Source organism: Alkalidesulfovibrio alkalitolerans DSM 16529 (assembly GCF_000422245.1).
Lineage (GTDB): Bacteria > Desulfobacterota > Desulfovibrionia > Desulfovibrionales > Desulfovibrionaceae > Alkalidesulfovibrio > Alkalidesulfovibrio alkalitolerans.
Map to the genome: position 1 here is coordinate 294102 of NZ_ATHI01000026.1, position 12680 is coordinate 306781.

A 12680-nucleotide genomic window follows, 5' to 3' on the forward strand; every position below is an offset into this window, starting at 1 on the left:
TCGGCCGTGCGGCGGGGCGATATTTCGCAAAGCGGCGAATGCGCGCCGTCTTCGTGCTTTGGCCGTCAGTCCGCGTACTTGGCGTAGATGATGCTGCAGTTCGTTCCGCCGAAGCCGAACGAGTTGCACAGCACCGAGCGTACGTCCTGATCCCGGCTGCCGGTTATCAGGCAGTCGAGGTCGCATTCGGGATCGAGGTTGCTCACGTTGGCCGTGCCCGGAACCTTGCCGTCGGCGATGCTCATGATCGAGAAGACGCTCTCGATGGCTCCGGCGGCGCCCAGGCAGTGGCCGATCTGCGACTTGTTGGCCGTGATGGTGAGCTTCCTGGCGTGCTCGCCGAAGACCGTGCGCAGCGCCCTGATCTCGCACATATCGCCCACCGGGGTGGACGTGGCGTGAGCGTTGACGTGATCGACGATCTCGGGGTTCACGCGGGCGTCGCGCAGGGCGGCCCTCATGGCCAGGGCCATGCCCGAGCCGTCCTCGGGCGGGGCGGCCATGTGGTAGGCGTCGCCCGAGGCGCCGTAGCCGATGATTTCGGCGTAGATGCGCGCGCCGCGCGCTTTTGCGCGCTCCAGCGTTTCGAGGATGAGCACGCCCGCGCCCTCGCCCATGACGAAGCCGTCGCGGTCGCGGTCGAAAGGCCGCGAGGCCGTGGCCGGGTCGTCGTTGCGCGTGGAGAGCGCCTTCATGGCGTTGAAGCCGCCCACGGCCATGGGCGTGATGGTCGATTCCGAGCCGCCCGCGATCATGACTTCGGCGCGGCCGAGCAGGATCTCGCTGTAGGCCGTGCCGATGCCGTGCAGACCCGAGGCGCAGGCCGAGGTCGTGCAGATGTTGGGGCCGCGCGCGCCGGTGGCGATGGAGACCTGGCCGGCGGCCATGTTGGCGATGAGCACGGGGATCATGAAGGGGTTGATGCGGCTTGGCCCCTTCTCCAGGAGAACGGAGTGGTTGTCCTCCAGGGTCCGAAGGCCGCCGAGCCCCACGCCGATGATCACGCCCGTGCGCTCGGCCAACTCGCCGTCGAGCGTCAGGCCCGCGTCGCGCAGGGCGACGTGGGAGGCGTACATGGCGTAGCGCGTGAAAGGTTCGAGCCTTCGCGCGCTCTTCTTGTCCAGGAACTCCGAGTCGTCGAAGTCCTTGACTTCACAGGCGAAGGTGGTGTCCGTGGGGTTCTTCTCCACGTCGTAGCGGGTCAGGGGGCCCGCGCTGGTCTTGCCGGCCAGGAGATTCTCCCAGCTCGTCTTGACGTCGTTGCCTAGGGGCGAAACCACCCCAAGGCCGGTGACGACTACTCGCTGCATCGTGATGAGCCTCACTGTCGCCGCGTCCGGGCAAAAACGCAGGGGCGTCCTACGGGGCGTGTGCCGCCATAAGACGCCCTTGATGCCGTAAGGGGACGCGGATGCGGTTTACTGCTTGGAGGAAATGTAGTCGATGGCGTCCTGCACCTTGACGAGCTTCTGGGCTTCCTCGTCGTCGATCTCGATGTCGAACTCCTCTTCCATGGCCATGATCAGCTCGGTGAGGTCCAGGGAATCGGCTCCCAGGTCGTCCACGAACTTGGCTTCGGGCTTGACTTCGTCTTCGGAGACGCCGAGTTGGTCAACGATGATCGATTTCACTTTGGCTTCGATGGACATTGTGTGCTCCTTTGGCGGTGTTGCCGTGCGCGTTTTTCGGCGTGTAGCCGGGTGATGTTACATGTACATGCCGCCGTTCACGGCCAGAACCTGGCCAGTGACGTATCCGGCGGCGTCGGAAGCGAGATAGGAGACCGCGGCCGCGACATCCTCGGCGGAGCCGAAGCGGCCGAGCGGCACCGAGGCGCGCATGGCCTGCTTGATGTCCTCGGGCAAATCCTTGGTCATGTCGGTCTCAATGAATCCGGGCGCCACGGCGTTGACCGTAACGGCGCGCGATCCCAGTTCACGGGCGGCGGTCTTGGTCAGACCGATGAGTCCGGCCTTGGCGGCCACGTAGTTGGCCTGGCCGGGGTTGCCCATCTGGCCCACGATGCTTGCGATGTTGATGATGCGGCCTCCACGGCGCTTGCTCATGAGCTTGGCGGCCTCGCGCAGGGTGGTGAAGGCGCCTTTGAGGTTCACGTCGAGCACGCGGTCGAAATCCTCGTCCTTCATGCGGATGAGCAGGCCGTCCTTGGTGATGCCGGCGTTGTTGACCAGCACGTGCAGCGGCTCGTCCTTGAGGGACTTGAAGAAGTCAGCCGCGGCCTCGCGGTCGGCGGCGTCGAGCTTCACGGCCCTGGCCGCGCCGCCCGTGTTCTCGATCTCGCGCACCACCTCGGCGGCGAGTTCAGGCTTGCTCACGTAGGTCAGCACGACCGTAAACCCGTCGCGGGCAAGCGAAAGGGCGCAGGCCCTGCCGATGCCCCGGGAGCCTCCGGTGACCACTGCGATGCGTCGCGTCGTTTCCATTGTATTTCTTCTCAATCCGGCGTTTTCATCCCGAACCCGGCTTGGGCGGCGCGGCCGCGCCTGCGGTATTCAGGGCGTTCGTTTCGGTGCGCTGGCGGAAAGCTCGTCGGCTGCGTGTTCCGTGCCCTGCCGCGCAAGGTCGGCACGTTGTAGCCCAAAGCCCCCCCGACCGCAACAGATCAAAAGCGCACCAGGGCCGCGCCCCAGGTGAAGCCTCCGCCAAAGGCCGTGAGCAGCGCGAGCGAACCCGCGGGCAGGCGGCCCGAGGCCCGCGCCTCGGCCAGGGCGATGGGCACGGAGGCGGCCGAGGTGTTGCCGTAGCGGTCCACATTGACGTAGACGCGCTCCCCTGAAAGCCCGAGCTTCTTGCCTACGGCCTCGATGATACGGTTGTTGGCCTGGTGCGGGATGAGCAGGGCCACATCGTCGATGGACAGGCCGTTGCGTTCGAGGATCTCCCGGCTGACCGACTCCATGGAGCGCACGGCCAGCTTGAAGACATCCTGACCTTGCATGCGGATGAAATGGCTCGGCCCGACCACGTGGCCCATGGCGTAGGGCTCGCTCGACGCCCCGCCGGTGATCATCAAAAGGTCCGCGCCCGCGCCGTCGGAGTAGAGCAGGGTGTCGAGGATGCGGCCGGAATCGGCGGCATCGGCGCTGCCCGTGACCACCACCGCGCCCGCGCCGTCGCCGAAGAGGACGCAGGTGGCCCGGTCCTCCCAGTTGGTGCGGCTGGTGAGCACTTCCGCGCCAACGAGCAGGACGACGGACTCGGGCTTGAGCGCGATGATCGCGCGGACCTGTTCGAGTCCGTAGAGAAATCCGGAGCAGGCCGCGTTCATGTCCATGGCCACGCGGCCCGAGATGCCAAGCTTGTGCTGCAGGATGCAGGAGCAGGCCGGGGTGAAGCTGTCGGGCGTGACCGTGCTGACGATGAGGTGCGTCAAGTCCTCGGGGGCGAGTCCGGCGTCGGCCAGGGCGGCCTTGGCCGCCTCGAGCGCCAGATCCGATGCGGCCTGGCCCTTGGCCACGATGTGGCGTTCCTTGATGCCGGTGCGCGTGGTGATCCATTCGTCGGATGTCTCGACGATCTTTTCGAGGTCGGCGTTGGTCAGGATGCGTTCGGGAACGTAGAATCCTGTGCCCCTGATGCGGGCATGGGAGAGGGTGTTCATGATCGTGGCATTCCTCAAGCGCCGTTCCCGTTGGCCGCCTTGGCGCGGCTGAAACGGGTCAGATCGCTGTTTTGGGCGAGGGTCTGGGCGATGGTCTCGTTGGCCTTGTTGGACACGTAGTCGGCGGCCATGCGCATGGCGGTGTGGATCGACCGGGGATTGGACGAGCCGTGGCAGACGATGGTGATGGCCGAGAGGCCGAGCAGCAGCCCGCCGCCGTATTCGGAGACGTCCACCAGCCGCTTGAAGCGCTTGAGCGCGCCCATGGAGAGGACGGTGCCGAGCTTGGAGAGCAGGCCAGTGGTCAGCTCGCGCTTGAGCATGCGCCCAAGGGACGAGGCCAGGCCTTCGGAAAGCTTGAGACAGACGTTGCCGACAAAGCCGTCGCAGACCACGATGTCGGTCTCGCCCCGGAAGATGTCGCGGCCCTCGACGTTGCCCAGGAAGTTGAGGGAGGAGGCGCGCAGCATCTGGAACGCCTCCTTGACCTGGCTGTTGCCCTTGCCCTCCTCCTCGCCGATGGAGAGCAGGCCCAGCCGGGGTTTCTCGTAGCCGAGCACGGCGCGGCACATGGCGTCGGCCATGACCGCGAACTGAAAAAGATGAAAGGACTTGGCTTCGAGGTTGGCGCCCACATCGGTGAGCACCATGGGGCGCTTCTCCGTGGGCATGATCGAGGCCAGGGCCGGACGGTCCACGCCGGGCTGCCGCCCGAGGATGAACATGCCGCAGGCCATGGTGGCCCCGGTGTGGCCCGCGCTGACGACGCCGTCGGCCCGGCCGTCCTTGACGAGCCGGGCGGCGACCACGATGGAGGCGTCCTTTTTGCGGCGCACCACATCGGCGGGCTTGTCGGTCATCTCCGCGACCTGGGTGGAATGCACCACTTCCACGGAAAGACCGGAGACATCGAGCTTTTTCAGCTCGGCCTCGATGCGCGGCGTGTCGCCGACCAGGACCAGCCGGATGGGCCGCTCCCTGGCCGCCGAAACGGCCCCCGGCACGATGGCCGAAGGGCCGAAGTCTCCCCCCATGGCGTCCACCGCGATGCGGGGCGCCGACTGCACGGACAGGGGGAGCGCCTCTGAAGCGCTATTCGTCATTGGCCTTGGTCAGCATCTGGCGGCCCTTGTAGGTGCCGCAGGACGAGCAGATGCGGTGCGGCAGGGTGGGCTCGCCGCAGGAGCAGTAAACCACGCCGGGCTTGGCCACCTGGTCGTGGGAACGGCGCATGCCCTTGCGGGACTTGGAAGTGCGTTTCTTGGGAACTGCCATGGCTGTTTCTCCTTACTATATGCAATCCGGCCACAGGTCTTCGCCCGGGCCGCTTTTGCCTATTGGCGCAATTTGAGGTTCCGCAGCACCGCCAGACGGGGGTCGCCCTCGTCCGGGCCGCACTCGCAGGCGCCCTCGTTGAGGTTCACCCCGCATCCGGGGCACAGGCCCTTGCAAGCCTTGTCGCACAAGGTCTTCACGGGCAGGTCGAGCAGGAACTGCTGCCACAAAAGCCCGGCCGCGTCCAGAAGGAGGACGCCCTTCTCCTTGCGCACCAGATTCTCGCCCGGACCAAGCTCCGCCGCGTCGACTTCCTCGAATGCCTCGAAGGTCACGTCGAGCGTGTGCGAAACGTCCGCGGCGCAACGGTCGCAGGGAAGGACCACCGAGCCGACGAGACTGCCCTCGACCAGCGCTCCGTCGCCCTGCACGCGAGCCTTCAGCCTGCCCACAAGGGGCTCCCCGGGCGCGACGGCCAGCTTGTGTTCCGCAAAGAATGCGGCCCACAGGGCTTGGTCGTCCACCTCTATCTCACGGACTTCGTCCGGGTTGGTGGGGAGTTCTATCCAGAGTTCGGGCATACGTCCTCGCGGAGAGGGCAAACTAGTGGCTCGCGTCGTCATTGTCAAGAAAAATGGCTTGCCATTTTCTGCGTGAGAGGCTAAAAGCCTTGGTCTTCGCGCCCGCCGTGGCGTGAGCAACCAGTTCGACCACCATCCGCCGCCCGCCGCACAGGCCCGCGGCGCGGTCATACAAGGAGGACCAGGCCATGGGCAAGGAATGTTTCATCTGCGGAAAGACCCGCCAGACGGGCCAGAACGTTTCGCACTCCAACATCAAGACCAAGCGCGTCTTCAACGCCAACCTGCAGAAGGTGCGTGTGGTGCTCGCCAGCGGTGAGGTGTGCTCCAAGAACGTCTGCACTTCCTGCATCCGTTCCGGCTTCGTCACCAAGCCTTCCCCCCGCAGCGCCGCCCAGTAGCTGGCCCAGGCGGAGCACGCTCCGCCGCGGGAACGCGCCGCACGCGCGCGGCGCACGCCGAAAGCCCCTCGCCCTTTTCCGCAACATGCGGCATAAGAGCGAGGGGCTTTGCGTTTTCGCGTGTTGGGACGCGTCGGGCTGCTTCTGGTTCAGGCCGGACAGGGCAGCCGTTCCAGGCCGGGCAGGGGCGGTGGCAGCGCGGAAATTTCCTCGGCATTGTTCAGCCGCGCCAACTCTCCCAGCCGTTCCATGAAGCGGTAGTAGAACTTGACGTCGTTGCCCTGCACGCCGAGTTGGCTGCCCAGAGACGATTTCGCACCCCGACCGTAGCCCGACATCTGATGATGCACGCAAGCCACGAGGCCGCAGTAGACGACCTCAAATCCCTTCAGCCGCAGGTCGAGGTCGTGGGCGATGTCGTCCATCTGTGAGGGCGTGAAGCGGATGTCGAACTCGGGAACCGCGTCGAGCGCGGCTCTGGTGAAGGCGTGGCAGCAGCCCATGACCGAGGCCGTGGGCCGGACGAAGTCGTACAGCCCGTCGTCCCTGTTGTCGTGCGGGGAGTCCAGGCTCAGACGGAGCAATCCCTGCGAGGCATGGGCCACGTTGCGGTAGAGGTACTGCGCGCGCCGGGGCAGCCCCGGCATGAGAACCTTGGCCCCGACCACGCCCGCGCCGGGCGTGTCGCGCAGCGCCGTCAGCAGGCTTTCGAGCCAGTTTTCCGGCACCTCCACGTCGTCGTCGAGAAAGGCCACATGGTCGGCTGTCCTGCCGCGCTCGGTGGCCAGCAGCCAGTTGCGGGCCGCTGGCGCGCCGATGTTGATCGGCAATTCCACGATTTCGATGCGTCCGCCGAACATCTCGCGGTTGATCTGATCGACCATGTTCCGCGAGCCGTCGCTGCAGCCGTTCAGGAGCACGGCCACGCCCGCGCCGCCGATCCGCGAGGCGGCCAGGCTGGCGAGGGTGCCGCGCAACAGGTCGCACTTGTTCCAGGAGTAGAGGAAGATTTCGGTTTTGGCGTCGAGTGTGGCCGGATCGGGCCTGAAGGGGTTCTCGATTTCGGCCAGGCGGCGGCGCACCGGGTCCTGCAAGGGGTCGAGATCGAGCGAGGTGCGGTAGAGTTCGGCTGCGCGGTCCGTATCGCCCGTGCGGGCCGCGATCTCGGCTTTGGTGTTCAGCCAGTACTCGTTGTCCGGCTCGTCCGGGGCCTGCTCCATGGCTTCGCGCGCGGCCGCATGATCGCCCTGCAACAGGAGCGCGCGCACGCGCATGCGTTCCAGCGGGGCGCGCAGGAGCGCGGGCATGCGCAGCAGGGAGAACCATTCGCCGCCTGCGGGAACACCCGTCTCGACGTCGCTCTCCAGCAGCCGTTCCGCGATGGCGGGCACGAAGGGCGTGGCGCGCAGGGCGTCGATAAGCCTGGCGCGGCGAGCCGAGGGCTGCTGCTTCTCGCGCGGGCGGGCCAGCCATTCGGCGACGGCCTGCGGCGGCTGGCATTTGGCCAGCGCGCGCTGCCTGGCGTGCAGGTCGAAACCCATCTGGATCATGAGTTGCGCGGTCTGCTCGTCGAAAGGGTTGAGCAGGGAGTATTTACGCAACAGATAGCGAAGCCAGCGGACAGTGGTTTCATTGCTTTCGTGACCGGAGATTTCGGTCAGCCGGTTCAGGTAGACGGCGCAGATTGGGCTGTCGAGCAGGAAGTTGCCGAGATGGTTGCGCAGGTGGCGCAACACGTCGTCGGTGGAGATGGCCGAAAGCTCGGTCGGCAGTCCGGGTTGAACGAACCTGAACATGACTCCTCCGCAGGGAAGCCTCTGGTGTTCATGACGCATCACGGCGAGCGGAAAAAAACTCCAGGCCAGGCCGCAAGGGGAGCGAATGCAGGAACGATGCCGCGCCGAGAGGATGGAATTGCCGCCCAAGGCAGCCTGAAAAACGCCATGCGGCCCGGATGAATAATCCGGGCCGCATGACGTTATGCAACCCACTGGCTTTCTCGGACGGGAACGACGCCCGTCGCGTTTTGGACGCGAACCGAACACGCCGCGCCCCTGGAAAGGGCGACGGGAGCGCTCGGGTCGCCCTCAAAAGGCCTAGTGGTGGTGATCTTCCTTCAGGTTCTCGGCGATGCGGCGGGTGGCCATGCTGACCATCCAGACCAGGTAAATGAAGATCAGACCGACGCCCAGAAAGCCCTGGGGCGTGGATTTCATCATATTGGAAACGAGCGTCGTAATGACTTCCCAGGTCCAGGCCATGCCGTCCTCCTCGTTCGCCCCGGCGGGGCGGTTCGGCTCGCGCGCGGGGCATGACCCGCGCTGCTTGTGAAATAAGGCGCGCTGAACCGTCTGATTGGCCCGAAACGCCGCGCTTGTCAAGAGGGATGCGGCAAAAACGGCCGCTTCGTGGCTTTGGGGCGCAAGGTCGCGCACGGCTCTTGGCCCCCGGCCGTGTGTGGTGTATGGCAGGCGCAACATTTCGCGAAGTGGAGTCGGCAATGCTGGATATCAGATTCGTGCGCAACAATCCCGAGAAGGTGCGCGAGGCCCTGGCCAAGCGCGGGGCCGCCATCGACATGGGCGGCTACGACGCCCTGGACGCCAAGCGCCGTGCCGTGATCTCCGAGGTGGAGGAGCTCAAGGCACGGCGCAACCAAGCCTCCAAGGAGGTTGCCCAGGCCAAGCGGACCGGTGGCGACGCCTCGGCCATCATAGAGGGGCTGGCTGGCCTTTCCGAGCGCATCAAGGCGTTGGATGAGGAGGCCGCGGCCATCGACGCCGAGGTGCAGGACCTGCTCCTGGCCATGCCCAACATCCCGCACGAGTCTGTGCCCGTGGGCAAAAGCGAGGCCGACAACCCTGTTGTCCGCACCTTCGGCGAACCCACGCGCTTTTCTTTCCCTGCGCGCGATCACGTGGACCTCGGCGTGGCGCTTCACGGCATCGACTTCGAGCGCGCGGCCAAGATCAGTGGAGCGCGCTTCGCGGTGCTTTCCGGCTGGGCGGCGGCGCTGGAACGGGCCTTGACCCAGTTCATGCTCGACCTGCATACCCGTTCGCACTGCTACCGCGAGGTCATGCCGCCGGTCATCGTCAATACCCGCGCCATGACCGGCACGGGCCAGCTCCCGAAGTTCGCGGCCGACCTCTTCAAGCTCGCCGAGACCGACTACTGGCTCATCCCCACGGCCGAGGTGCCGGTGACGAACCTCTACGCAGGGGAGACCCTTGCGGCCGAGGCGCTGCCGCTGGACCACTGCGCCTTCACACCGTGTTTCCGTTCCGAGGCGGGCTCCTACGGCCGCGACACGCGTGGGTTGATCCGCCTGCACCAGTTCAACAAGGTGGAGTTGGTGCGTTTCGTCCGGCCCGAGGAGTCCTACCAGCGCCTGGAGGAGTTGACCGGCCACGCCGAGGCCGTGCTCAAGGCGCTCGGGCTGCCCTATCGGGTGATCGAGCTGTGCACGGGCGACCTGGGCTTCTCGGCCGCCAAGACCTACGACATCGAGGTCTGGTTGCCAGGGCAAAACGCCTACCGCGAGATATCCTCGTGCTCCAATTTCGAGGATTTCCAGGCGCGCCGGGCGGGCATCCGCTTCAAGGAGAAGGGCGGCAAGGGCAGCGCGCTCGTGCACACCCTGAACGGATCGGGCTTGGCCGTGGGCCGGACCATGGTCGCGGTCATCGAGAACGGCCAGCAGGAGGACGGCTCCGTGGTCATCCCCGAGGCGCTGCGGCCCTACATGGGCGGCCTGGACATTGTTAGGCCCGTGTGACCCGCATCATTATAAAGGAATGCGCATGAGCGGCAAACGCATCGTCTTCATCCACGGCAGCCCGCGCTTGCAGGGCAACACCCGCGCCGCGGCCCGCGCGGCCATGGACGCGGCGCGCGCCTGCGGGGCCGAGGTGGCCGAGATCGAGGCCGTGAAGCTCGACTTTCGCGCGCCGGGCTGCATCGGCTGCCACAAGTGCCAGGAGAGCCGGGAATACGCCTGCGCGCTGGGCGACGAACTCGGCCGGGCCGTGGCCGGACTGCCCGCCCACGACGTCATCGTGCTTTGCACGCCTGTTTTCTGGATGAGCTACACCGCGCAGCTCAAGATGTTCATCGACCGCATGTATTCGCTCTTCAAGTTCACGCCCGACGGGATCAGGACGCCGCTTGCGCGCAAGACCCTGGCGCTTTTGGCCGTTGCGGGCGGACCCATCGAGGACAATCTCGACCTTGTCGAGCGCCAGTTGCGGGTTCCGGCCGACATGGTGGAGTGCTGTTTCGAATCCTGCCTGATCCCGTTCGCGCCGTGGGAGCCGGGGGCGCTCGCGGCCGACGCCGAGGCCATGGCCAGGGCGGCCGCGTTCGGCAGGCTGCTGGCCGGGTGTCCCGATGAACCGGGCGCGGCTTGACAGGCGGGAGTACGGCGGGTAGAAGGCTGTTCCTTTTCCATGGGCCGTTAACTCAGCGGTAGAGTATCTGCCTTTTAAGCAGAGAGTCGTTGGTTCGATCCCAACACGGCCCACCAGAAAAGCCAGATGAAGCGGCTGCTTCGGGGAAATCCCGAGGCGGCCGTTTTTTTTGCGGTGCCGTTTTCGCGTGTCGGAGGTCCTGCGCCGTGCTTCGGGCGTGTATCCGCGCAAATTTTTCCCATCGGGTCTTCTCCATCCGGGGCGCTCTCGCCCTTGGCCGTCGCGACGGCAGGACGTTTGGCAGGGCGGACTGGCGGCCCTTCTTCGGGGCGCGCGCGTTCCGCGACTTCGGTCGTCCGTATGTACCTCGGCGTTGGAACCTGCTATCCTCATTATAAAGGCCCGCTGCGGGCCGATTGCGACGCGAACGGGGAGCAGGGGGCCGGAGATGACCCACGATCAGATGACGATCATCGCTATTCTCGTGGCTGCCATGGGTATGTTCATTTGGGGCCGCTGGCGGCACGACATGGTGGCGGGCGGCGCTCTTTTGGCGTGCGTCTTCGCGGGGATCGTGCCCGGGGCCGAGGCTTTCGAGGGGTTCGGGCATCCGGCCGTGATCACCGTGGTCTGCGTGCTCGTGCTCAGCCACGGCCTGCAGATCACCGGCGCGGTGGACGAATTGTCGCGGCGCGTCCTGCCGTCCTCCTCCGGGCAGACGGTGAGCATCGCCGCCTTGACGGGCCTTGCCGCCGTGCTCTCCGCGTTCATGAACAACGTCGGGGCCATGGCCCTGCTCATGCCCGTGGCCGTGAAGCTGGCGGCCAGGCAGGGGCTGACACCGGGCAAGGTGCTCATGCCGCTGGCCTTCGGTTCCATCCTCGGCGGCACCATGACCCTGATCGGCACTCCGCCCAACCTGATCGTCTCCGGGTTCCGGAACGAGTCAGGGCTTGGTGGCTTCGGTATGTTCGACTTCTCGCCCGTCGGAGCGTCCGTGACCCTGGCTGGACTCGTCTTCATCTCCCTTATCGGCTGGCGGCTGGTTCCGGCGCGCGAACAGTCCGACACTGGCGATTTCGACACCGCCGCCTACACCACGGAAGTGCGCATCACCGAGGACAGCAAGGCCGTGGGCAAAAGCCTGCGCGAAGTCGAGCGGATGCTGGACGAGACCGACGCCTTGGTCGTGGGGCTCGTGCGTGGCGGATTTCGGCTTTCCGCGCCGTATCCAGGCCGCATACTGCGCGATGGAGACATCCTGGTCATCCAGTCCGAGCCTAAGTCTTTGTCTTCCATCCTTTCCGGACTGGGGCTGAAACTTGAGGAGAATGTTCCTCCGGAGCCGGAGGTGGCCGAAGCGAAAGACGAGGAGGAGGCGACGCAGTCCGACACGAAAGGGGATGAGGCGGAAAAAGCCGTGGGCGAGGGCGAGAGCCGGGTTTCTGGAAATACTTCTGCGGAGCGCGAACCGGAGGAAGGCGGCAAGGAAAAGAACGGCAATGGCAAGGACAACGGTGAGAAAGCCAAGCACAGCGAGATACTCATCCAGGAAATGGTGGCCATGCCAGGGGGCATGATCATCGGACGTTCGGCCCGGGACATGGAGTTGCGCACCCGCTTCGGCATCAACCTGCTCGCCATCTCCCGCCAGGGTCACCGCTCCATCAGGCGGTTGCGTTCCACCCCCATCCAGGGCGGCGACGTGCTGCTCATGCAGGGTGCGCCGGAGGTCCTGTCCAGCTTCGCCTCGGAGTTTGGCTGCGTGCCGCTTGCCGCACGCGATGTCCATGTGCCGGGCAAGGGACAGGCCGTGCGGGCCACACTGGTCATGGCGGCGGCCATCGCGGCCGCCGCGCTCGGATTGGCGCCGGTGGCCATCGCTTTTGCGGCCGGTGTGCTGGCCCTGATGGCCATGCGCATCGTTTCGCTGCGCTCGGTCTACCAGGCCGTGGACTGGCCGGTCATCGTGCTGCTCGGGGCCATGCTGCCGGTGGCCGGGGCCATGGCCTCCACGGGCGCGGCGGATCTCATCGCCCGCTTCCTGCTTGAAAACGTGGCCAAGGGGCAGGCCGTGTTCGGTCTGGCCGTGATCCTGGCCGCGACCATGCTCATGACCGACTTCATGAACAACGCGGCCACGGCGGCCGTGATGTGTCCCATCGCCCTGAGCACGGCGGCGCAGTTGAACGTGAACGCCGACTCCTTCCTGATGGCCGTGGCCATCGGGTCGTCCTGCGCCTTTCTCACGCCCATCGGGCACCAGAACAACACCTTGATCCTGGGGCCGGGCGGTTTTCGTTTCGGGGACTACTGGCGCATGGGGCTGCCCACGGACATCCTGGTCATCGCCGTGGGCCTGCCCATGCTGCTTCTGGTCTGGCCGCTGTAG

General features: G+C 66.0%; 13 protein-coding genes and 1 tRNA gene. 5 read left to right on the plus strand and 9 right to left on the minus strand.

Annotated elements, in window-relative coordinates; all coding sequences use genetic code 11:
- Window positions 1-65: 65 nt before the first annotated feature.
- The 7 genes from fabF to DSAT_RS08870 all read right to left on the minus strand — a co-directional run bounded on the left by fabF (window position 66) and on the right by DSAT_RS08870 (window position 5478).
- Window positions 66-1310, minus strand: coding sequence for a beta-ketoacyl-ACP synthase II (gene fabF / locus DSAT_RS08840; RefSeq protein ID WP_020887156.1), 1245 nt, complete (start codon window positions 1308-1310; stop codon window positions 66-68).
- Between the two features lie 108 nt (window positions 1311-1418).
- Window positions 1419-1649, minus strand: coding sequence for an acyl carrier protein (acpP, locus tag DSAT_RS08845; RefSeq protein WP_020887157.1), 231 nt, complete (start codon window positions 1647-1649; stop codon window positions 1419-1421).
- A gap of 57 nt (window positions 1650-1706) precedes the next feature.
- The gene (gene fabG, locus DSAT_RS08850) at window positions 1707-2444 is read right to left on the minus strand and encodes a 3-oxoacyl-[acyl-carrier-protein] reductase (protein WP_020887158.1); all 738 of its coding nucleotides are present in this window, start codon (window positions 2442-2444) and stop codon (window positions 1707-1709) included.
- Window positions 2445-2623: 179 nt separating this feature from the next.
- Window positions 2624-3622: a beta-ketoacyl-ACP synthase III gene (locus DSAT_RS08855; RefSeq protein ID WP_020887159.1), complete on the minus strand. Its 999-nt coding sequence runs from the start codon at window positions 3620-3622 to the stop codon at window positions 2624-2626.
- Window positions 3623-3636: 14 nt separating this feature from the next.
- Window positions 3637-4725, minus strand: coding sequence for a phosphate acyltransferase PlsX (gene plsX / locus DSAT_RS08860; RefSeq protein ID WP_052167359.1), 1089 nt, complete (start codon window positions 4723-4725; stop codon window positions 3637-3639).
- A complete protein-coding gene (gene rpmF, locus DSAT_RS08865) occupies window positions 4715-4897 on the minus strand; it encodes a 50S ribosomal protein L32 (protein ID WP_020887161.1) in 183 nt (60 codons plus the stop codon). The genes plsX and rpmF overlap by 11 nt, the downstream gene beginning before the upstream one ends.
- 59 nt (window positions 4898-4956) lie before the next feature.
- Entirely contained in the window at window positions 4957-5478 is a 522-nt protein-coding gene (locus tag DSAT_RS08870) for a YceD family protein (protein ID WP_020887162.1), read from the minus strand.
- A 188-nt stretch (window positions 5479-5666) separates the two neighbouring features.
- Between DSAT_RS08870 and rpmB the strand changes: the two genes are divergently transcribed.
- A complete protein-coding gene (gene rpmB / locus DSAT_RS08875; protein WP_020887163.1) occupies window positions 5667-5879 on the plus strand; it encodes a 50S ribosomal protein L28 in 213 nt (70 codons plus the stop codon).
- Between the two features lie 149 nt (window positions 5880-6028).
- Here rpmB and DSAT_RS08880 read toward each other — a convergent pair whose 3' ends face one another.
- Window positions 6029-7675, minus strand: a complete 1647-nt coding sequence (locus DSAT_RS08880) for a glycosyltransferase (protein ID WP_020887164.1) — start codon at window positions 7673-7675, stop codon at window positions 6029-6031.
- Window positions 7676-7975: 300 nt separating this feature from the next.
- Window positions 7976-8140 carry a hypothetical protein gene (locus tag DSAT_RS15630; RefSeq protein ID WP_167324222.1) on the minus strand — a complete coding sequence of 55 codons (165 nt, stop codon included), beginning with the start codon at window positions 8138-8140 and terminating at the stop codon, window positions 7976-7978.
- Between the two features lie 239 nt (window positions 8141-8379).
- Between DSAT_RS15630 and serS the strand changes: the two genes are divergently transcribed.
- From serS to DSAT_RS08900, 4 genes are all read left to right on the plus strand, one after another.
- The gene (gene serS, locus DSAT_RS08885) at window positions 8380-9657 is read left to right on the plus strand and encodes a serine--tRNA ligase (protein ID WP_020887166.1); all 1278 of its coding nucleotides are present in this window, start codon (window positions 8380-8382) and stop codon (window positions 9655-9657) included.
- Between the two features lie 25 nt (window positions 9658-9682).
- Window positions 9683-10288 (plus strand): flavodoxin family protein, encoded by a 606-nt coding sequence (locus DSAT_RS14880; protein ID WP_020887167.1) that lies wholly within the window; start codon window positions 9683-9685, stop codon window positions 10286-10288.
- Window positions 10289-10329: 41 nt separating this feature from the next.
- A tRNA-Lys gene (locus tag DSAT_RS08895) sits at window positions 10330-10404 on the plus strand.
- A gap of 332 nt (window positions 10405-10736) precedes the next feature.
- Window positions 10737-12680: an SLC13 family permease gene (locus tag DSAT_RS08900; RefSeq protein WP_020887168.1), complete on the plus strand. Its 1944-nt coding sequence runs from the start codon at window positions 10737-10739 to the stop codon at window positions 12678-12680.

What these genes read in the sequence shown, in the direction of transcription:
- fabF (WP_020887156.1), bottom strand. Translation starts at nt 1,310, where the DNA reads ATGCAGCGAGTAGTCGTCACCGGCCTTGGGGTGGTTTCGCCCCTAGGC.
- acpP (WP_020887157.1), bottom strand. Translation starts at nt 1,649, where the DNA reads ATGTCCATCGAAGCCAAAGTGAAATCGATCATCGTTGACCAACTCGGC.
- fabG (WP_020887158.1), bottom strand. Translation starts at nt 2,444, where the DNA reads ATGGAAACGACGCGACGCATCGCAGTGGTCACCGGAGGCTCCCGGGGC.
- DSAT_RS08855 (WP_020887159.1), bottom strand. Translation starts at nt 3,622, where the DNA reads ATGAACACCCTCTCCCATGCCCGCATCAGGGGCACAGGATTCTACGTT.
- plsX (WP_052167359.1), bottom strand. Translation starts at nt 4,725, where the DNA reads ATGACGAATAGCGCTTCAGAGGCGCTCCCCCTGTCCGTGCAGTCGGCG.
- rpmF (WP_020887161.1), bottom strand. Translation starts at nt 4,897, where the DNA reads ATGGCAGTTCCCAAGAAACGCACTTCCAAGTCCCGCAAGGGCATGCGC.
- DSAT_RS08870 (WP_020887162.1), bottom strand. Translation starts at nt 5,478, where the DNA reads ATGCCCGAACTCTGGATAGAACTCCCCACCAACCCGGACGAAGTCCGT.
- rpmB (WP_020887163.1), top strand. Translation starts at nt 5,667, where the DNA reads ATGGGCAAGGAATGTTTCATCTGCGGAAAGACCCGCCAGACGGGCCAG.
- DSAT_RS08880 (WP_020887164.1), bottom strand. Translation starts at nt 7,675, where the DNA reads ATGTTCAGGTTCGTTCAACCCGGACTGCCGACCGAGCTTTCGGCCATC.
- DSAT_RS15630 (WP_167324222.1), bottom strand. Translation starts at nt 8,140, where the DNA reads ATGGCCTGGACCTGGGAAGTCATTACGACGCTCGTTTCCAATATGATG.
- serS (WP_020887166.1), top strand. Translation starts at nt 8,380, where the DNA reads ATGCTGGATATCAGATTCGTGCGCAACAATCCCGAGAAGGTGCGCGAG.
- DSAT_RS14880 (WP_020887167.1), top strand. Translation starts at nt 9,683, where the DNA reads ATGAGCGGCAAACGCATCGTCTTCATCCACGGCAGCCCGCGCTTGCAG.
- DSAT_RS08900 (WP_020887168.1), top strand. Translation starts at nt 10,737, where the DNA reads ATGACCCACGATCAGATGACGATCATCGCTATTCTCGTGGCTGCCATG.